Below are 20,104 nucleotides of genomic sequence, written 5' to 3' on the forward strand. Positions count from 1 at the left end.
TAATAGCTCACTGGTCGAGTGACTCTGCGCCGAAAATGTAACGGGGCTAAACACACCACCGAAGCTATGGCTTGATGCTTGCATCAGGGGTAGGGGAGCGTTGTATAAGGGTTGAAGGTGTACCGTAAGGAGCGCTGGACATTATACAAGTGAGAATGCCGGTATGAGTAACGAAAAGATCAGTGAGAATCTGATCCGCCGAAAGCCTAAGGGTTCCTGAGGAAGGCTCGTCCGCTCAGGGTAAGTCGGGACCTAAGGCGAGGCCGAAAGGCGTAGTCGAAGGACAACAGGTCGAAATTCCTGTACCACCGTAAATCGTTACGAGCGATGGGGGGACGCAGTAGGGTAGTGACGCAGGCTGATGGATGCCTGTCCAAGCAGTGAGGCTGATGTGTAGGCAAATCCGCACATCTAAGGCTGAGCTGTGATGGGGAGTGAAAATTACAGTAGCGAAGGTCATGATCTCACACTGCCAAGAAAAGCCTCTAGCCAGATGAAGGTGCCCGTACCGCAAACCGACACAGGTAGGCGAGAAGAGAATTCTAAGGCGCGCGGAAGAACTCTCGTTAAGGAACTCGGCAAAATGACCCCGTAACTTCGGGAGAAGGGGTGCCCCGGTAGTGTGAATAGCACGAGGGGGCCGCAGTGAAAAGGCCCAAGCGACTGTTTAGCAAAAACACAGGTCTGTGCGAAGCCGTAAGGCGAAGTATACGGGCTGACGCCTGCCCGGTGCTGGAAGGTTAAGGGGAGCGGTTAGGAGTAATCCGAAGCTGTGAACCGAAGCCCCAGTAAACGGCGGCCGTAACTATAACGGTCCTAAGGTAGCGAAATTCCTTGTCAGGTAAATTCTGACCCGCACGAATGGCGTAACGACTTGGGCGCTGTCTCAACGAGAGATCCGGTGAAATTTTAATACCTGTGAAGATGCAGGTTACCCGCGACAAGACGGAAAGACCCCATGGAGCTTTACTGCAGCTTGATATTGAATTTGGGTACGATCTGTACAGGATAGGTGGGAGCCTTTGAAGCATGAGCGCCAGCTTGTGTGGAGGCACCGTTGGGATACCACCCTGATCGTATCTAGGTTCTAACCTGGTGCCCTTAGCGGGTACGGGGACAGTGTCAGGTGGGCAGTTTGACTGGGGCGGTCGCCTCCTAAAGAGTAACGGAGGCGCCCAAAGGTTCCCTCAGAATGGTTGGAAATCATTCGAAGAGTGCAAAGGCATAAGGGAGCTTGACTGCGAGACCTACAAGTCGAGCAGGGACGAAAGTCGGGCTTAGTGATCCGGTGGTACCGCATGGAAGGGCCATCGCTCAACGGATAAAAGCTACCCTGGGGATAACAGGCTTATCTCCCCCAAGAGTCCACATCGACGGGGAGGTTTGGCACCTCGATGTCGGCTCATCGCATCCTGGGGCTGAAGTAGGTCCCAAGGGTTGGGCTGTTCGCCCATTAAAGCGGTACGCGAGCTGGGTTCAGAACGTCGTGAGACAGTTCGGTCCCTATCTGTCGTGGGCGTAGGAAATTTGAGAGGAGCTGTCCTTAGTACGAGAGGACCGGGATGGACGTACCGCTGGTGTACCAGTTGTTCCGCCAGGAGCACCGCTGGGTAGCTATGTACGGACGGGATAAGCGCTGAAAGCATCTAAGCGTGAAGCCCCCCTCAAGATGAGATTTCCCAGTATGTAAGACCCCTTGAAGACGACGAGGTAGATAGGCTGGGGGTGGAAGTGCAGTAATGCATGGAGCTGACCAGTACTAATCGGTCGAGGGCTTATCCAAATTGCAGGTTTTAGTCGCAAATTTCGTTTCGGATCTAGTTTTCAGAGAATGATCTCTGAGTTATAGCAGCATCGTTTGGTGGCGATGGCGGAGGGGTTCCACACGTACCCATCCCGAACACGACCGTTAAGCCCTCTAGCGCCGATGGTACTTGGACCGAAGGGTCCTGGGAGAGTAGGACGCTGCCAAGCAAAGAACCACTGCCGAAGAATCTCGGTGGTGGTTTTTATTTGTTTATAAATGTAACAGATTATCATTTAACAGCCTGATAGATCACTAACGGGCTGTTTTTGTTTTTTATAACACTATTTTAGTTCATTCTTTCAGTTGGGACATGCTTCTGCTAAGCGTAAAAGTGAATCTTGTAGTGCCGTTTTAGTATCAGGATCAATGATCGTACCTTGTTTGTTGATTTTCATCGTAATATGAGGAATTGTATGTGAGGCATCATTCAGGACGAGGGCATTGATCATGTTTAAAGTCAGCAATATGGATGTATGGGCTTGATTACCGCCTAAAGGGCTGGGGGATGCTGCTATGACCACTGTAGGCTTATTCACCCATTCTCCGGAAGATACAATCCAATCTAAAGCATTTTTTAAGACACCGGGAATACCATTTCCATACTCAGGTGTACAGATGAGGACACCGTCTGCTTGCTTTAATTGGGATCTGAAGTATTGAACGGGAAGTGGACCATCATCTACATCAAGATCAGGATTGAAGTGGGGAAGATCATTCAGCTGATCATACACCTGAAATTTCAAAGTAGTAGGGCCAAGTGCCATCATAGCTTTCATTAGCATGGTGTTTGTGGATTGTTTCCGAAGGCTTCCTGAAATTGCAAGAATGGTTATTTCTCTTTCCATTATGTAATCCCCATCTCTGTCCATTGTCTATCCGTAATATGAATTGATTGGTCTATTTTCCATCTTTTCTTACGAAGAGTCTACAGATAACGGCTATTATTAAGGCATTCTTCATACTAAACCGAATATGACTATTCTTCTTCATTTGATCTACATACCAAGTGTGGAAATAGACCAGAAGGTGTGTTTTTCTGTATCGACACAGAAAACAATAAAAGTTTATCAAAAAAATTAGTACCAAGTACTAAGACTTAGTGCTATAATAATGAAAAACAAAACGAGGTGACTGAAGCTATGATGCAATCAAAAGCCAGTATTACTGCATTCGGAACCTATGTGCCGGAGCGTATTTTAAATAACGCGGATTTGGAAAAGTTGGTCGAAACGAACGATGAATGGATCGTACAACGAACAGGGATGAGGGAGCGGAGAATTGCCGCAGAGGATCAGTTTGTTTCTGATCTGGCGGTTAAGGCTGTGGAAGACATGATTCGGCGTTATGGGGTTGACGTTCATGATGTGGATATGATCCTCGTAGCAACAAGCACGCCAGAGTATGCATTCCCTAGCACGGCTTCCAGAGTACAGGCCCGTCTGAACATCACTCAGACCGGAGCGCTGGATTTGAGCGCAGCTTGCGCAGGCTTTGTCTATGGGTTGCAACTGGCCGATAGCATGATTACAAGTGGCATGTATCGCAAAGTGCTCGTGATCGGGGCAGAGACATTATCCAAGATTACGGATTACACCGATCGTACGACGTGTATTTTATTTGGGGATGGAGCAGGAGCATTTTTGTTGGAACGAACCGAAGGGCAGGGCAGTGCGCTTGCAGCACTTTCCGGAACTCAGGGTGATGGTGGGTTACATGTTTATAGCAGTGGACTTTCCTCCGAGATGAATGGGGTACCTCTTCAAGGTGAAGGGCGTCTTGTGCAAAACGGTAGAGAAGTATATAAATGGGCTGTACGGCTGATACCTGAGCAATTGCCGAAACTTATCGCTAGCTCAGGCTTGCAGGCGGAGCATATCGACTGGTTTGTACCGCACAGCGCGAATATGAGAATGATTGAAGCTGTCTGCGAGCGCGGTCCTGTACCGTTGGAACGCACGCTGACCAGCATGGAGTACCGTGGGAACACCTCGGCTGCATCCATACCTTTGGCCATTCAGCTGGCTGTCGATGAAGGTAAGGTGAAGCAGGGTCAGCGTCTTGCCTTATTCGGTTTTGGTGGTGGCTTAACTTATGCAGGCCTTGTGTTGGAATGGAGTGTTCCAGACGCTGATTCAAAGAAATAACGTAGAAATTTGAGATTAAGCGTGAAAGACAGTCTGTCTTACCGGGCTAATAAAAAAAGTACACTTTCCTCCGATGTGGAGGCGAAGTGTACTTTTTGTTTATTAAGCATTTTCTAATTCAATAAAGGAGTTATGGTGTAAGTTTAGGAGCTTGGCGGTGGTGGGTTCCTTGCTCATAACTGTATGCGAGTTTAATCAATGTTCCTTCATCAAAGGCACGGCCCAGGAATTCAATGCCTACAGGTAGGCCCTCTGTAGTGAAGCCGGCAGGTACGGTGATAGCCGGGAACCCGGAGAATGGGCTTAGTCGGTTATTCCCGCCGGAGTTCTGCCCTTCGCCAATTACGGCTGCAGCCTGGGTGGAAGTAGGATAAACAATGGCATCCAGGTTATTGTCAGCCATCACTTTTAGAATAGCTTCGCGCGTGATTTGAGTACGTTTCAATACGATGTCTTTGTACTCAGTTGTCTCGAGCGTTTCCCTTGCATCGCGTGCCTTCATGGATTGTTCCTGTGTTTTATCAAATTCACCTGAAGCGATGATCTCCGACAGACTGTGGTATGGAGCATCTTCACCAAGTGACTCCAGATAGTCGTTGAGCTGGAATTTGAATTCATATCCGCTCAGGCTCGGGTATTTGTTGATTTCGTCCAGGTTCGGAATGCTAATAGGTACAGCAGTTGCACCCAGAGATTTCAATTCTTCCACTGCATTGTTGATGACATCAGCAACGGCTTTCTCTTCTGCTTTGGTGCTTGGGATCAGTTCAGTAGCTACACCAATACGCGCGCCTTTAAGGCCATTCACGTCCAGGAAGTCAGTGTAACTGGAAGGGATTTTGCCTACAGCATAGGCTGTAGCTACATCGTCCTTATCATAACCGGCTGTAGCGTCCAGCATGATCGCAGCGTCACTAACTGTACGAGCCATAGGGCCGCCTACATCCTGAGTCAGAGCAAGCGGGATAATGCCTTCACGGCTGGATAGTCCAATCGTTGGACGAATTCCGACAAGGCTGTTGAAGCTGGATGGAATACGGATCGATCCACCAGTATCGGTACCCATGCCTGCTGCAGCAAAGTTGGAGGCAATCGCTGCCCCTGTTCCGCCGCTGGAACCGCCAGGATAGTGATCCAGTGCGTAAGGGTTCAGGGTTTGTCCACCCAATGAACTTGATGTAGTAATGCCAAATGCAAATTCATGCAGATTTGTTTTACCGAGGATAATGGCACCTGCTTCTTTGAGCTTCTTCACTTGCTCAGCGTCTTGCGCAGGCACGGAGTCTTTCAGACAGATACAGCCAGCAGTGGTAGGCATATCATTCGTATCGAAGTTGTCCTTCACAAGAACCGGAATACCGTGCAGCGGTCCGCGTGCACCTTTGGCTGCACGTTCTTCGTCCAAAGCCTGGGCAATATCAAGTGCTTCCGGGTTTAAGGTTAGTATGGAATTAATGCTAACTCCCTGATCATCGTATTTCTCAATCCGATCCAGATACATTTGAACCAATTCCTTGGATGTAAGCTTTCCTTGCGTCATTGCAGCCTGGAGTTCCGTAATTGTTGCCTCCTCCAGAACAAACGGTTTTATGTAGTTATAAATGCGGTCTTTCAATATGGCGACATCATTTTCCGTCAGGACAGCGTTAGGTAGAAAGAGGGAATCGGTATATCCTTTCATCAACCCTGCAGCATTCAGGGCACCGATGGCACCTGCATAGCTGGATTGGTCTGGTACGTCTTTGAACGACTCTGTGGTGGACTCCAGCTTCAACCAGGTTTGAAGAGCTAGAGCAGCATCCTTACGCTGAACGGTTTTGCCTGATAGCTCGTCCATTGAAAAAGGCACACCTGCAAGTGTCGCTGCTTCTTCCATGGCTTTAACAAATGCGGCAGACGTGGCAGGTGACTTCCCTGCAGCTGTTGCTGCGACCGTTGTTTTGCTTGATGGAGCTGCTGCTCCGGCTGATGCCAGCGGTACGGAAGCTCCTCCCCAAGTTGTAACCATTACTGCTCCTGTCAGTAACAGAGCTCCACTTTTTTTCAATACAGATCCATGATAAGTCATGTATCCACGCTCCTTCTGTCGCAATGATGTGTGTGATGAAACGGCTGTATATGCTTTTGTCACATTCTAATAATATGTCAGGTATTCTTACAACACTCATATTTATCCAAAAAAACGTATACAAGTTGTATTAATGTGATATTTCTTTCAGATACTCTTATTTTCATTCCTAAAAGAAATTTAAGTGTTCATAAACGTGTTATATTATCTTACATATAATCTAGAAAAGTGATTTATTAGGTTAATCGTTCACCTGGGATATGCCAAGAAACGATTGGTCTGAAATGATATAATGAAAGGATAGGGACGTGGGTTACAAGGTGTATGAAGAAAGGAAGAGATACGAAGTGAAAACATTGGTACTCGCTGAGAAACCATCTGTGGCACGTGAAATTGCCAGAGTTATGGGAGCGCGTGATAAACATAAGAGTTATTTGGAAGGTCCTAAATATATCGTAACGTGGGCACTTGGGCATCTGGTAGGGCTGGCGGAACCTGAAGATTACGACAAAAAGTACGCCACCTGGAATCTTGAAGATCTGCCAATTCTGCCGGAGCGGGCGAAACTGAAGGTGCTAAGAGAGACGAATCATCAATATAAGGCCGTACAGCAGCTTATGAAACGCCAAGATGTTGGTGAACTGGTCATTGCAACGGATGCCGCCCGGGAGGGAGAGCTGCTGGCCCGTTGGATCATGCAAATGGCGCAGTGGAAGAAGCCCTTCAAACGACTGTGGATTTCTTCTCAGACGGATAAGGCAATCAAAGAAGGATTTGCTTCACTGAAGCCAGGGAGTCAGTTTGACCGTCTCTATGAATCGGCACGTTGCCGGGCAGAAGCGGACTGGATGATTGGGCTTAATGTGACACGGGCGCTGACCGTTCGATTTAATGCACAGTTGTCTGCAGGACGGGTACAGACACCAACCCTGGGCATGATCATGGACAGGGAAAATGAAATCAATGGTTTTCGGTCACAGGAGTATGAGACACTAACTGCAGATTTTGGAGGTTTTCAAGCCGTGTGGCGGGCCTCAGGCGGGGATTCACGCATCTTTGATACTCAGGATACCCAGGCATTGAAGAAACGAGTGGATGGACGTAAGGGAACCATTGCTCAGGTCAAAAAGAGCGAAAAAGTTGAGCCGCATCCTCTGGCCTATGACTTGACGGAGCTGCAGCGTGATGCCAACCGCAAGTATGGCTTCTCAGCCAAGCAGACTTCCAACGTCCTGCAGCGTCTATATGAGCAGCATAAGCTGGTTACATATCCGCGTACGGATAGCCGTTATCTGACATCGGACATGACAGGCACGCTGAAAGAAAGACTGGATAGTGTAGCTGTTGGACCTTATGCATCATTGGCTCGTCCGCTGCTGCGGAAAAACTTGAATATCACCAAACGAATTGTGGATGACAGCAAGGTAACGGATCATCATGCGATTATTCCGACAGAACAGACGGTGCTGCTGAATCAGCTGAATCCGGAGGAACGCAAACTGTATGATTTGATCGTACGCCGGTTTATCAGTTTGTTCTATCCAGCTGCCAGATACGATTCAGTAGCGATTACTGTGCAAGTGGGTGAAGATTCCTTCCATGTTAAAGGTACGACGGTAAAAGACAGTGGCTGGCGTGAAGTATACGGCGGAGACTACAGTGACGAAGATGATGAGCGCACAGATGAGCAAGCAGACAATGGCTGTACTCTTTTGCCAGATGTACAGCAAGGTCAGTCGGTTACCGTTCAACGTTGTCATATTAAAAGTGGAAGAACCATGCCACCTAAACGGTACACGGAGGCAGCATTGCTCGCGCAAATGGAGAAGCACGGACTCGGTACCCCGGCTACCCGTGCAGATATCATCGAGAAATTGGTCAGCTCGGATACCATCGACCGCCAAGGCAACAGCATGCATCCTACAGGTAAAGGCAAGCAATTAATTGAGCTGGCTGCTCCGCAGCTTCGTACACCTGAACTGACGGCGCGTTGGGAGGCTGAACTGGAACGGATTGCTCGTGGACAAGGGAAACCAGGTCCTTTCCTGGAAGGCATACGTTCGATGGCTAAAGAACTGGTAGCCACTGTAAAAGGAAGCAAGGCAGAGTATAAACCGCATAACGTGTCGAGCAGCCACTGCCCGGATTGCAATGCGCGTCTGCTTGAGAAAAAAGGGAAACGCGGCAAGTTTCTCGTATGTCCCACGGAGGATTGTGGCTATCGTCGCTCGGCAGAGAAGCGGTTATCCAACCGTCGTTGTCCGCAGTGTCACAAGAAGATGGAAATGAAAGAAGGCAAAGCGGGCCTCTATGTGCAGTGTCTGCCTTGCGGAATCACGGAAGCTCTGGATAAAGATAGACAGCACGTCAATAAACGCGAACAGCAAAAGCTGGTCAAACAGTATGCCAAGCAGGAATCCATCGGATCCAATCTCGGAGACTTGTTGAAAGCTGCAATGGAGAAAAAAGGGGACTAGTGCCTCTGAAAGAGTTTGATGCAAGTTGAATGAATACTGGCGAGGTCTTGCTCAATAAACCGCTTCGCATGGTGTGGTATAAGAACCCTCCTTTTCAGGCAACGTAAGCCAAGGAGGTGACACAGATGCCACACAACAAACCAGAGAAAATTCATAATCAGCAGAATAAGGACAGTATCCGTGAAGAAAGCATCGGAGCACGTCCAACCAAGGCCGGCAAAAGAGTTCCCAGCTTGAACGGTATTCCGAAACAGGAGTCCTAGGTTCTACCCGGAACGGATGATTCCATTAAGCCAATCTATGCGGCTCCCTTCTCGCGTTGATCATGTCCCTGCAGAGGACTATAATGGAGGAACAGGGAGATGTCCCGGGATAGGGGGACCGCTAGAATTATATGCAAACCGGACTCATATTGTGGTTTTTATTTATTAACGTGGTAGGTTATCTGGTGATGTCAGATGACAAAAAGCGGGCGCAGCGACGCCGTGACCGTACACCCGAACGGACGTTATTCCTGCTGGCGTTTATCGGAGGGGCGCTTGGAGTATGGATTGCAATGTACCGGAAAAGGCACAAAACCAAACATCCGAGCTTTACCATCGGGATTCCGCTTCTGCTATTTCTGAATGCCGTAATCTATGGTTATTTTCTGAAATAGCACCTAGGGGTGCGGACGCTGTAAAACAAGGCAAATGGTTCATATCGCATGAAGAACGTTTATAGGGTTACATGGTGCTGGATTTAGTTTTACGTCAGACCGAAGCCTCCAGCTTCGGAGTTTCTACATATATAAGGAAGGGACGGGATTTACATGTTATTCTCCAAAATTTTAGTAGCTTATGATGGATCAAAAGCTTCCAACAAGGCACTGGATCGTGCCATTGAACTGGCTAAAGTGTCTCCGGATTCAGTCATTGATGTCATTCATGCCTTTGACTTCCCGCGCGTATTTATTGGAGAAGGACTTGCACCGCTACCGCCATCTCTGAATAACGATTATTACAACCTGGCTGTGCAAACGACCGATGAAGCAAAAGAACGGATCAAAGCTGCAGGCGTTACAGCCAATGTAGACCTGATTCAAGGGGCAGCAGCTGAAGTGCTGCTCGATTATGCTAAGGAAAATGGGTCGGATGTGATCGTCATCGGAAGTCGCGGACTAGGCGGCATTCGTGAATTTGTCTTGGGCAGTGTCAGCCACAATGTAGTACAGCATGCTCAAATCCCTGTATTGATCGTTAAATAATGCATTGAATTGCAAGCTACAAATATGCAGTGAGCCGGCTGTCTTCATTCCATTGAAGAGAGTCGGCTTTCTTTTATGGGATGAAATGGATATGAAGCCCAAAAGAAACGCCTTAATCACGAACATTATATTTGTCAATATGTTAAATGTTCGTCTTTAAGTTGACATTAGCTGTAGGGGATTGTTAGAATGTTAGATGTGTCGATCAGGTGAGATTAAGGTCGAGTAGGAACGAAAGATGTACCCAGGCTGACCGAAATGAGTCGCTTGGATTGAATAGATATTTGCTCGTATAACGCCGGGAATAAGGCCCGGAAGTCTCTACCCGGAGACCGTAAATTTCCGGACTACGAGGAGATACGGCTGAGAGTCGCATGAATATGGATGCGGACAGCAAGCCCCCCTTTTGGCATGCCCAAATGAGGGATACGTATTTCTTGGAGTCCGGTGTCCGGAGAAAATGTGATGTTTTCGCGGGTAGCGGATTTTTTTGTTTCAAAAGGGAACGCGTATGGCAAGAGTGGTTGTTATCAAAATAAGCTCAGACGGGAGTTGGATGTATTCATGTCAGTGCAGGTCGCTGTAATTATGGGCAGCAAGTCGGATTGGGAAACGATGAAGCATGCGTGTGAGGTGCTGGATGAACTGGAGATCGGGTATGAGAAAAAGGTTGTATCTGCGCATCGCACACCGGATCTGATGTTTGAATATGCCGAGCAGGCTGCTGAGCGCGGATTCAAGGTTATCATTGCAGGTGCAGGCGGAGCAGCACATCTCCCTGGCATGGTTGCTTCCAAAACGATGCTGCCGGTAATCGGCGTACCTGTACAGTCCAAGGCACTGAATGGTCTTGATTCCCTATTATCCATTGTTCAGATGCCAGGCGGCATTCCTGTCGCAACGGTAGCGATTGGCAAGGCGGGTGCTACCAATGCAGGGCTGCTTGCGGCCCAGATGATTGGTGCATTCGATGAGGATGTCCGTAATCGCTGCGAAGCCCGCAGAGAACGGATCAAACGTGAAGTACTCGAAAGCAGTGATGAGCTATGAGTAAAACTGAATTGAATCTCTCAGGCATGGCTGGACGTGTGCTGCTCCCAGGAAAAACAACCATTGGCGTTCTCGGGGGCGGACAGCTTGGACGAATGCTGACGCTTGCCGGGACAGCGATGGGATACCGCTTTGTCACGCTTGATCCGGCGACAGATTCGCCTTGCGGACAAGTTTCCCGCCAGATTGAGGCCGGATATGACGATGAAGCCGCAGCGCTTGAGCTGGCCCGTCAGTGTGATGTGATCACGTATGAGTTTGAAAATGTGGATGCAGGTGTAGCGGGCTTGCTGGAACGTGAATCCTATGTGCCGCAAGGAAGTGCGTTATTGTATACAACCCAGCATCGGTTGCGTGAGAAACGAGCCATTGAAGCTGCTGGAGTAAGAGTAGCGCCTTATCGGGAGATTACAAGTAAGGATACGATGCAAGCAGCCGTAAGCGAGCTTGGTGTACCGTGTGTTTTGAAGACGGTAACCGGAGGATACGATGGTAAAGGCCAGCGGGTCATCCGCGAAGCAAGCCAGGCTGTACCGGCTTACGAAGAGCTTGCGGCAACCGGAGCGGAACTGGTGCTGGAGCAGTTTATCAAGTTTGACTGCGAAATCTCCGTCGTGGTTGCCCGAAGCACAAGTGGCGAGATCAAGACATTCCCGCCAGCGGAGAACATTCATGTGAACAACATTCTGCATGCCTCGATCGTACCGGCCAGAGTGGCTACGGACATACAGATTGAAGCCCAGAAGCTTGCAGCGGCTGTGGCCGAATCCATGCAGGCTGTTGGATTGCTGGCGGTGGAACTCTTTGTTGCGCCAGACGGAAGATTGTATGTGAACGAACTGGCTCCAAGACCTCATAATTCCGGTCATTACACGATGGAAGCCTGTGCGACGTCACAGTTCGAGCAGCACATTCGTGCCATCTGCGGGCTGCCATTAGGAGACACTACACTGTTAAGTCCGGTTGTTATGGTCAATGTGCTTGGAGAACATCTGGAAGGAATTATCGCCAGAACGGGTCAACCTGATGCAGAAGCAATGGAACTCGGTGTTATACCCAAGCTTCACATATATGGCAAAACCGAAGCGAAAACGGGACGAAAAATGGGGCATGTCAATCTGCTCTGTCAGGATGTTGAAGAAGGATTGCAATGGATTGAACAAACTAATATCTGGAGGAATACAAATTCATGATCGAACGTTATAGCAGACCCGAAATGAGAGCCATCTGGACGGAGGAAAACAAATTCAAGTCCTGGCTGGAAGTTGAAATTTGTGCATGTGAAGCTTGGGCGGAACTCGGAGTTATTCCTAAGGAAGAAGCAGCATTGCTTCGTCAAAATGCTTCTTTTGATATCGATCGCATCTATGAAATCGAACAGGAAACGCGCCATGACGTTATTGCTTTTACCCGCACGGTATCCGAGAGTCTGGGTGCAGAACGCAAATGGGTGCACTACGGACTGACATCCACGGATGTGGTAGATACGGCTCTGGGGTACGTACTGCGCCAGGCCAATGAAATTCTGGAACGCGACATCGTGAATTTTATCGAGATCCTGCGTGAGAAGGCCCTTGCTTATCAGCATACGCCAATGATGGGTCGTACACACGGGGTGCATGCCGAGCCAACAACCTTTGGTTTGAAAATGGCCCTGTGGCATGAAGAGATGAAACGTAATCTGGAGCGTTTCCGCCATGCGGCAGACAACGTGCAGTACGGTAAAATCTCCGGTGCGGTAGGAACTTACGCGAACATCGATCCGTTTGTTGAAGAGTTTGTCTGCGAGAAGCTGGGCACGAAGCCGGCGCCAATTTCGACACAAACCTTGCAGCGTGACCGTCATGCAGAATACATGGCTACCCTGGCATTGATCGCAACATCACTGGACAAGTTCGCTACAGAAGTTCGTGCATTGCAAAAGAGTGAATTCCGTGAAGTGGAAGAGGCATTTGCCAAAGGTCAAAAAGGATCTTCCGCTATGCCGCACAAACGTAATCCGATTGGTAGCGAAAATATCTCCGGTCTGTCTCGCGTCATCCGCGGACATATGGTGTCAGCATACGAGAACGTAACACTGTGGCATGAACGCGATATCTCACACTCTTCTGTAGAGCGTGTCATCCTGCCGGATGCAACGATGCTGCTGAACTACATGCTGAATCGTTTCGGCAACATCGTGAAAAACCTGACGGTGTTCCCTGAGAACATGAAGCGCAACATGGAGCGTACCTTCGGTGTGCCATTCTCTGGACGCGTACTGACGAAGCTGATTGACAAAGGCTTCAGCCGTGAACAGGCATATGATACCGTTCAACCACGTGCCATGCAGGCATGGGAAGAACAGCGCCAGTTCAAGGATATCGTGAAAGCCACACCGGAAATCACCGAGGTGCTGAGCGATGAGGAAATCGAAGATGCATTCAACCCGTCCTGGCACCTGAAGCATGTGGATACCATCTTCAAGAAGCTTGGTTTGACCAACTAATTAACTCCAATAAGGCTAGAGAGCAGAATGATGGACCAGCAGGGAACGGAGATTACAGAGCAAATCTGTAGAAGCGAAGCGCTCGCCTTTATCCCCGGATTTACACTTTGGAAAAAGTGGTTCAAAAAAATCGGGGGATAACAGCGATCGAAAGATTGTTCTGTTATCGGAGTGGAGTGTGCTCCATCGCGCTTCTGTCTGTAGCCTTATATCTCCTGAAAGAAGGTGAGCCTCCATGGCACTGTCCACAGCGGCAGATCTCGTTAAAGCACCTCTGTTATACAAAGGAAAAGTACGTGAATTGTACGATCTGGGGGAACATTTTCTGATCGTGGTTACAGACCGGATTTCAGCTTTTGACTACGTGCTGGACCCAGCGGTGCCCGAGAAGGGCAATGTGCTGAATAAACTCAGCAGCTTCTGGTTTGAACTGACGAGCGACATGATGGACAACCACGTGGTTCATACGGACGTCAACCGGCTCGGTGATCTTATTGTGGACCCGGAACTTCTGAAAGATCGCATTATGGTGACACGCAAAGCCGAACGCATCGATATCGAATGCGTCGTACGTGGATACATTACTGGGGGCGGATGGAGACAATATGAGAATAGCGGAGAGGTGAACGGCATCAAACTGCCGGAAGGACTTCGCAAAAACGCCAAACTCGAAAGCCCCATTTTCACTCCGGCTGCCAAAAATGATGTAGGTCATGATGAAGACATCCCGATGGACCGCATGAAAGAACTGGTTGGAGATGAGCTGGCAGTTGAACTTCAGGAAAAAAGCCTGCGTCTGTATGAGTTCGCCCGGGATTATTGTGATCAGCGCGGCATTATTCTCGCAGATTGCAAATTCGAGTTCGGTATCGTCGATGGCAAGGTCATCCTGATCGACGAAATCTTCACCCCGGATGCTTCACGCTTCTGGGCAAAAGAGAACTACGCACTAGACATCGAGATCGACAGCATGGACAAGGAGCCGGTGCGCAGCTACCTGGCAGGAACCGATTGGGACAAACACAGTAAGCCTGATCCGCTGCCACAAGCGGTGGTGGAGGCAACAACAGCAAGATACGTCGATATCTATAACCGTTTAACGAAATAATAAATGGGAAGTTTGAGGTGGCTGCGGGAAAGTTTGAGTAAGGACGTTTGAGGTATACTACGGGAAAGTTTGGCTTTCAATCGCTCTTGCCCCGGAATGTATTGATTGGAATCTTTTTTCAAAAGGAAACATTCCGGTTGCAAAGGCGAACGCTCCGCTTCTCCAGCTCAATCTTTCCCTCCGCCAGTATCAAACTGGGAGATGAGGTAATTAAGTGCGGAGGCTTCCCACAGGTAGGAAGCCTGAAAAATTACGAGAATTAAATTCTTTGATTACTAAAGTATTTTATAGACCATTTATATTTAAACGTAATGGTCAGACTATACCATTACACACCGTGTAACGTAAAGGTTTTAGGCCTTTCAAAAAACGCCGCATGGACAGGCGGAGGGGCGGAATTGTTCTTAAAGGAGCGATTAGCGTTCGCCTTTGTCCCGGGGTTTTGACCGCAGAGCGGGCCAAAACAATTCAGAAAAACCCGGGGACAACAGCGACCGGAAGAACAATCCGCCCCGGAGCAAGCTCCCAAAGCCCTTTTTTAACAGCATAAAGCATTTATCCCGTTCATTACTGAGGAGGAACATAGGATCATGATCAAAGCAACCGTCTATGTCACTATTAAGCAAAGCGTACTCGACCCGCAAGGAGTAGCCGTTCAAGGTGCCCTGCACTCGATGGGATTCAATGAAGTGGAAAGTGTACGGATCGGTAAAGTCATGGAACTGAACCTGGATACAACTGATCGCGCAGAAGCGGAAAAACGTTTGACTGTGATGTGTGAGAAGCTGCTGGCCAACACCGTTGTTGAAGATTACCGCTACGAATTGGAGGGTTAATCCCATGAAATTTGCAGTTCTTGTGTTTCCTGGCTCCAACTGCGATATTGACTGTTACAAGGCAGTGGAAGATGCCATTGGGCAAGAGGTTGATTATGTATGGCACACGGCAACGGATCTGTCGGCGTATGACTGTATCCTGGTTCCGGGTGGTTTCTCCTATGGAGACTACTTGCGTTGTGGTGCGATTTCCCGCTTCGCACCTGTAATGAATGAGGTAGCCAAAGCTGCTGAACAAGGCAAATATATTCTGGGGATCTGCAACGGATTCCAGATTCTGACTGAAGCCGGATTGCTTCCGGGCGCGTTGATTCGCAATATGTCACTGAAATTCCGTTGTCACGATACGGTATTGAAAGTAACGAATGCAGATACACCATTTACACGTGACTATGCATCTGGGGAAGAGATTATCATTCCGATTGCTCACGGTGAAGGCAACTATTACTGTGATGAAGAGACGCTTGCGAGTTTGCAGGCGAACAATCAGATCGTATTTACGTACGGCAGCAACCCGAACGGTTCCCTGGGCGATATCGCAGGAATCTGTAATGAGGGTGGAAACGTGGTTGGCATGATGCCGCATCCGGAGCGCGCGGTGGATTCCCTGCTGGGCTCGGAAGACGGCAAACGTATGTTTACATCTATTTTGAAAGCATGGAGGGATCGACATGACGCAGCAGCTATCCGCTAAGGAACCGACGGCAGAACAGGTCGCAGAACATAAACTTTACGCACAAATGGGCGTGTCGGACAGTGAGTATGAGCTGATCTGTGAATTCATGGGACGCAAGCCGAACTACACGGAAATTGGTGTATTTAGCGTTATGTGGTCCGAGCACTGTGCATACAAGAACTCCAAGCCGCTGCTGCGCCGTTTCCCAACCAGTGGACCGCGTGTCCTGATGGGACCAGGTGAAGGTGCCGGGATCGTTGATATTGGCGACAACCAGGCTGTTGTTTTCAAAATTGAAAGCCATAACCACCCTTCCGCTGTAGAGCCTTATCAAGGGGCAGCAACAGGCGTGGGCGGGATCATCCGTGATATTTTCTCCATGGGTGCAAGACCTGTAGCCCTGCTGAACTCTCTTCGTTTCGGGAAATTGGAGAGCGATCGCGTGAAATACCTGTTTGAACATGTCGTATCCGGTATTGCTGGATATGGTAACTGTATCGGGATTCCAACGGTAGCCGGTGAAGTGATGTTCGACGAAAGTTATGAAGGCAATCCACTCGTTAATGCCATGTGCGTAGGCTTGATCGATCATGACAAAATTCAGCGCGGTGTAGCCAAAGGCGTAGGAAATCCAGTGTACTATGTTGGTCCTCCAACGGGCCGCGATGGAATTCACGGCGCAACGTTTGCATCGGTGGAACTGACAGAAGAATCCGAATCCAAGAAGACAGCGGTTCAAGTCGGCGACCCGTTCATGGAAAAACTCGTTATGGAGTCCTGCCTTGAACTGATCGACACGGGTATCGTACTTGGTATTCAGGATATGGGTGCGGCTGGTCTGACTTGCTCCAGTGCGGAGATGGCAAGTAAAGCCGGTAATGGCCTGGAACTGTATCTCGATCAGGTACCACAGCGCGAAGAAGGCATGACCCCGTATGAGATGATGCTGTCCGAGTCTCAGGAACGGATGCTGTTCGTGGTTGAGCCGAAGGATGAAGCCCAAGCGATGGAGATCTTTGAGCGTTGGGGCGTAATCTGTGCGAAAGTCGGTAAAGTTACCGATGATGGACGTCTGAAGCTGTACCACCACGGCGAAGTGGTTGGGGATATGCCAGTGACGGCATTGGTCGACGAGTGTCCGGTATACAACAAGCCATCTTCTGTACCGGCTTACTACGAGCAAAGCGCTTCAATCGACACGCTGCGTTACGATGAAGTGTCGGATCTCGGCGGTGCGTTGAAACAGGTATTGGCTTCGCCAACGGTAGCAAGCAAAAAGTGGGTTTACGATCAATACGATTACATGGTTCGTACAAGTACAGCCGTTCGTCCGGGTTCGGATGCTGCCGTGGTAACGATTCGCGGAACACGCAAAGGTCTGGCGATGACAACGGACTGTAACGGACGTTATGTCTATCTGGATCCTGAAGTGGGTGGCCGCATTGCGGTTAGTGAAGCTGCTCGTAACATTGTATGTTCCGGTGCGGAGCCACTGGCGATTACGGACAACCTGAACTTCGGTAACCCGGAGAAGCCGGACATTTTCTGGCAAATGGAAAAAGCTGTAGACGGTATGGCGGAAGCTTGCCGCGTGCTGGATACGCCGGTTATTGGTGGTAACGTGAGTCTTTATAACGAAAACGCCAAAGGCTCAATCTATCCAACGCCAGTAGTCGGTATGGTAGGTCTCGTTCATGATACGGATCATATCACGACACAGGGATTCAAATCCGAAGGTGATGTAATCATCCTCCTCGGCGAGACCAAAGCGGAGCTGGGCGGCAGCGAGCTGCAATATGCAGTTCATGGCAAAACGGAAGGCCGTCCCCCGCAGCTTGATTTGAACACGGAGAAGGCGCTGCTCAGCACTGTGCTGGAAGCCATCCAATCCGGACTTGTTCGTTCTGCACATGATTTGTCTGAAGGCGGATTGGCTGTAGCTTTGGCAGAGTCCTGCATCAGCGGCAACGTGGGTGCACAGGTGAATGTGGAAACTGCACTGCGTGCGGATCATGCACTCTTCAGTGAGAGCCAATCCCGCATACTGCTGTCCGCTTCGCCGGAGCAAGCAGGTAAACTTGAAGCATTTGTACGTGAGCGCGGTGTACCCGTAGCTGTTATTGGACGTGTGGAAGGAAGCAACTTGACGATCGAATTGAACGGAACATCAGCCGTGAACGAACCCGTGGGAGGTTTGGCTCAGGTCTGGGAGGATGCGATTCCATGTCTCATGAACTGACGACAGGACAGTGGTGGACAGGCGATTATTATAACGAAGGGTCCGGTAAGGAAGGACTCGATAAATTGAAGGAAGAATGTGGCGTATTCGGGGTGTTCAGACACCCTGATGCTGCTTCGCTCTCCTATTATGGACTGCATGCGCTCCAACATCGGGGCGAAGAAAGTGCAGGCATGTGTGTGAGTGATGGTACCCAGTTTAACTACCATCGTGGTATGGGTCTGGTGAAGGAAGTCTTCACCAAAGACCTGATGCAAACCTTGTCTGGTGATATTTCCATCGGTCACGTTCGGTATTCCACGAGCGGCGACAGTAAACTGACCAATGCACAACCCCTGGTTTTCAAGTATCGTGACGGGGATCTGGCCGTTGCCACGAACGGGAATATCGTGAATGCACCAACGATTCGCCGTGAGCTGGAACAGAGCGGGTCGATCTTCCAGACAACCAGCGATACGGAAGTTATTGCGCATCTGATTGCACGTTCATCGAAGGGTTTGGTGGAAGCTGCAAAAGATGCATTCCAGCGGATTGTGGGTGGTTATGCATTTTTGATCATGACCAACGACAAGCTGCTGGTGGCTTCTGATCCGCACGGTCTGCGTCCGCTGACGATGGGTAAGCTCGGAGATGCATATCTGTTCGCATCCGAGACGTGTGCACTGGAAACAATCGGCGCAGAGTTGATTCGCGATATTGAACCCGGTGAACTGCTGGTGCTTGACGCAGATGGTCTGCACGAGGATCGCTTCGATCATCACAAACACCGCAAGGCACTATGTGCAATGGAATATATCTATTTTGCTCGTCCCGACAGTGACATGAACGGAGCCAACCAGCATGCTGCCCGGAAACGAATGGGTGGACGCATGGCGATTGAATCTTTTGTGGATGCAGATCTGGTAACAGGTGTACCGGACTCCAGTATTTCCGCGGCAATAGGATACGCTGAGCAAACCGGTATTCCGTATGAAATGGGCATGATCAAGAACAAATACACCGGACGTACGTTTATCCAGCCTAGTCAGGAATTGCGTGAACAGGGCGTGAAGATGAAGCTGAGCGCGGTGCGCCGCGTCGTAGAAGGTAAACGCGTTGTCATGATTGATGATTCCATCGTTCGGGGGACAACTTCGAGACGGATTGTGAACATGCTGCGTGATGCCGGTGCAACTGAGGTGCATGTACGCATAACCTCGCCTCCGTTCAAAAACCCATGTTTCTATGGAATTGATACACCGGATAGCCGTGAACTGATTGCATCCTCTCTGTCAGTAGAAGAGATTTGCCGTGAGATCAATGCAGACTCTCTGGCGTTCCTCAGCCCGGATGGACTGATTGCATCCATTCAAGGGGATAATCAGGATGACTATAAGGGCGGACTATGTCTGGCATGCTTCGATAATGATTATCCGACTCGCCTTGACTTCGACGGTGAAGAGAAGTTCGGCTGCAGCTGTTAGGAGGTCAGGCTTATGGGAAGAAAAAGCTATAATGAAGGCGATGTTTTTCTGATTCCAATGCATGATGGACGGTTCGCCGTGTGTCAGGTTATATGTGCTCTGAGAGACCGCTTCAAAAAGGCATTTTCGTTTGGCGTGATGAGCATTCAGCGTGACGAAACTGTAAGCTTGGAAGACAGCGAATTCCTTGTCTATTCTTATGGTAAACGTAAGAGCAGCGTGATCTTCACGTCACCCAAGCAGCTGAAAGATGGCACATGGAGCATTGTTGGTAACATCCCGCTGACTCCTGCGAAAAAAGAACTGCAAGTATTCCAGTGCGCCGGTGGGGTATACAACGGTGACGAATTCATTCGAATGGTTCCGCCAGAAGAGTACAGTCAGTACATCACAATGGGTGTAGCTGGATTTGAATTGGTACAGAATCATCTTTTAGAGATGAGCAAAAATCAATAAAGTGGACTATCCATAGTTCAATTTATACAAGATACGAAGGGTGCGA

Annotated in this window: 16 protein-coding genes, 2 rRNA genes and 1 riboswitch (1 of these 19 running past the window's edge); of the genes, 16 read left to right on the top strand and 2 right to left on the bottom strand. The window is 49.2% G+C overall.

Going from position 1 to position 20,104, the window contains the following annotated elements; genetic code table 11:
- Together F4V51_RS03525 and rrf are read left to right on the top strand one after the other, a co-directional pair.
- Positions 1-1,783 (top strand): 23S ribosomal RNA (locus F4V51_RS03525) (it extends 1,141 nt beyond the left edge of the window).
- A gap of 74 nt (positions 1,784-1,857) precedes the next feature.
- Positions 1,858-1,974, top strand: a 5S ribosomal RNA gene (rrf, locus tag F4V51_RS03530).
- A 132-nt stretch (positions 1,975-2,106) separates the two neighbouring features.
- Here rrf and F4V51_RS03535 read toward each other — a convergent pair.
- The gene (locus F4V51_RS03535; protein WP_153976871.1) at positions 2,107-2,652 is read right to left on the bottom strand and encodes an NADPH-dependent FMN reductase; all 546 of its coding nucleotides are present in this window, start codon (positions 2,650-2,652) and stop codon (positions 2,107-2,109) included.
- A gap of 297 nt (positions 2,653-2,949) precedes the next feature.
- Between F4V51_RS03535 and F4V51_RS03540 the strand changes: the two genes are divergently transcribed.
- On the top strand, positions 2,950-3,951 hold the full coding sequence (locus tag F4V51_RS03540) for a ketoacyl-ACP synthase III (protein WP_167301721.1): 1,002 nt from the start codon (positions 2,950-2,952) through the stop codon (positions 3,949-3,951).
- Positions 3,952-4,081: 130 nt separating this feature from the next.
- Here the strand turns inward: F4V51_RS03540 and F4V51_RS03545 are convergent, their stop codons facing one another.
- Positions 4,082-6,019 carry an amidase family protein gene (locus F4V51_RS03545; protein ID WP_153976873.1) on the bottom strand — a complete coding sequence of 646 codons (1,938 nt, stop codon included), beginning with the start codon at positions 6,017-6,019 and terminating at the stop codon, positions 4,082-4,084.
- Between the two features lie 347 nt (positions 6,020-6,366).
- Here F4V51_RS03545 and F4V51_RS03550 point away from each other — a divergent pair, with 347 nt between their 5' ends.
- The 13 genes from F4V51_RS03550 (at position 6,367) to F4V51_RS03605 (ending at position 20,058) form a co-directional block, all read left to right on the top strand.
- On the top strand, positions 6,367-8,496 hold the full coding sequence (locus F4V51_RS03550) for a DNA topoisomerase III (RefSeq protein ID WP_153976874.1): 2,130 nt from the start codon (positions 6,367-6,369) through the stop codon (positions 8,494-8,496).
- A 125-nt stretch (positions 8,497-8,621) separates the two neighbouring features.
- On the top strand, positions 8,622-8,759 hold the full coding sequence (locus F4V51_RS28790) for a hypothetical protein (protein ID WP_167301682.1): 138 nt from the start codon (positions 8,622-8,624) through the stop codon (positions 8,757-8,759).
- Between the two features lie 131 nt (positions 8,760-8,890).
- Complete coding sequence (locus tag F4V51_RS03555; RefSeq protein ID WP_095288452.1) at positions 8,891-9,154, top strand: DUF1294 domain-containing protein; 264 nt, start codon at positions 8,891-8,893, stop codon at positions 9,152-9,154.
- A gap of 153 nt (positions 9,155-9,307) precedes the next feature.
- Complete coding sequence (locus F4V51_RS03560; protein WP_153976875.1) at positions 9,308-9,742, top strand: universal stress protein; 435 nt, start codon at positions 9,308-9,310, stop codon at positions 9,740-9,742.
- 268 nt (positions 9,743-10,010) lie between these two features.
- Positions 10,011-10,112, top strand: a riboswitch (purine riboswitch).
- Between the two features lie 194 nt (positions 10,113-10,306).
- The gene (gene purE / locus F4V51_RS03565; RefSeq protein WP_153976876.1) at positions 10,307-10,792 is read left to right on the top strand and encodes a 5-(carboxyamino)imidazole ribonucleotide mutase; all 486 of its coding nucleotides are present in this window, start codon (positions 10,307-10,309) and stop codon (positions 10,790-10,792) included.
- Complete coding sequence (gene purK, locus F4V51_RS03570) at positions 10,789-11,985, top strand: 5-(carboxyamino)imidazole ribonucleotide synthase (protein WP_153976877.1); 1,197 nt, start codon at positions 10,789-10,791, stop codon at positions 11,983-11,985. Before purE ends, purK begins: the two co-directional genes overlap by 4 nt.
- Positions 11,982-13,280: an adenylosuccinate lyase gene (purB, locus tag F4V51_RS03575; protein ID WP_095288455.1), complete on the top strand. Its 1,299-nt coding sequence runs from the start codon at positions 11,982-11,984 to the stop codon at positions 13,278-13,280. Before purK ends, purB begins: the two co-directional genes overlap by 4 nt.
- Before the next feature lie 235 nt (positions 13,281-13,515).
- On the top strand, positions 13,516-14,388 hold the full coding sequence (locus F4V51_RS03580; RefSeq protein ID WP_153976878.1) for a phosphoribosylaminoimidazolesuccinocarboxamide synthase: 873 nt from the start codon (positions 13,516-13,518) through the stop codon (positions 14,386-14,388).
- A gap of 590 nt (positions 14,389-14,978) precedes the next feature.
- Positions 14,979-15,224, top strand: coding sequence for a phosphoribosylformylglycinamidine synthase subunit PurS (purS, locus tag F4V51_RS03585; RefSeq protein ID WP_090904903.1), 246 nt, complete (start codon positions 14,979-14,981; stop codon positions 15,222-15,224).
- A gap of 4 nt (positions 15,225-15,228) precedes the next feature.
- Positions 15,229-15,918, top strand: coding sequence for a phosphoribosylformylglycinamidine synthase subunit PurQ (gene purQ / locus F4V51_RS03590; RefSeq protein ID WP_153976879.1), 690 nt, complete (start codon positions 15,229-15,231; stop codon positions 15,916-15,918).
- On the top strand, positions 15,896-18,139 hold the full coding sequence (purL, locus tag F4V51_RS03595; protein WP_095288458.1) for a phosphoribosylformylglycinamidine synthase subunit PurL: 2,244 nt from the start codon (positions 15,896-15,898) through the stop codon (positions 18,137-18,139). Before purQ ends, purL begins: the two co-directional genes overlap by 23 nt.
- The gene (gene purF / locus F4V51_RS03600) at positions 18,124-19,602 is read left to right on the top strand and encodes an amidophosphoribosyltransferase (RefSeq protein WP_153976880.1); all 1,479 of its coding nucleotides are present in this window, start codon (positions 18,124-18,126) and stop codon (positions 19,600-19,602) included. The genes purL and purF overlap by 16 nt, the downstream gene beginning before the upstream one ends.
- A 12-nt stretch (positions 19,603-19,614) precedes the next feature.
- On the top strand, positions 19,615-20,058 hold the full coding sequence (locus F4V51_RS03605) for an immunity 26/phosphotriesterase HocA family protein (protein WP_153976881.1): 444 nt from the start codon (positions 19,615-19,617) through the stop codon (positions 20,056-20,058).
- Positions 20,059-20,104 lie beyond the last annotated feature (46 nt).

This window comes from Paenibacillus xylanilyticus (genome assembly GCF_009664365.1).
In the GTDB taxonomy this organism is placed as follows: domain Bacteria; phylum Bacillota; class Bacilli; order Paenibacillales; family Paenibacillaceae; genus Paenibacillus; species Paenibacillus xylanilyticus_A.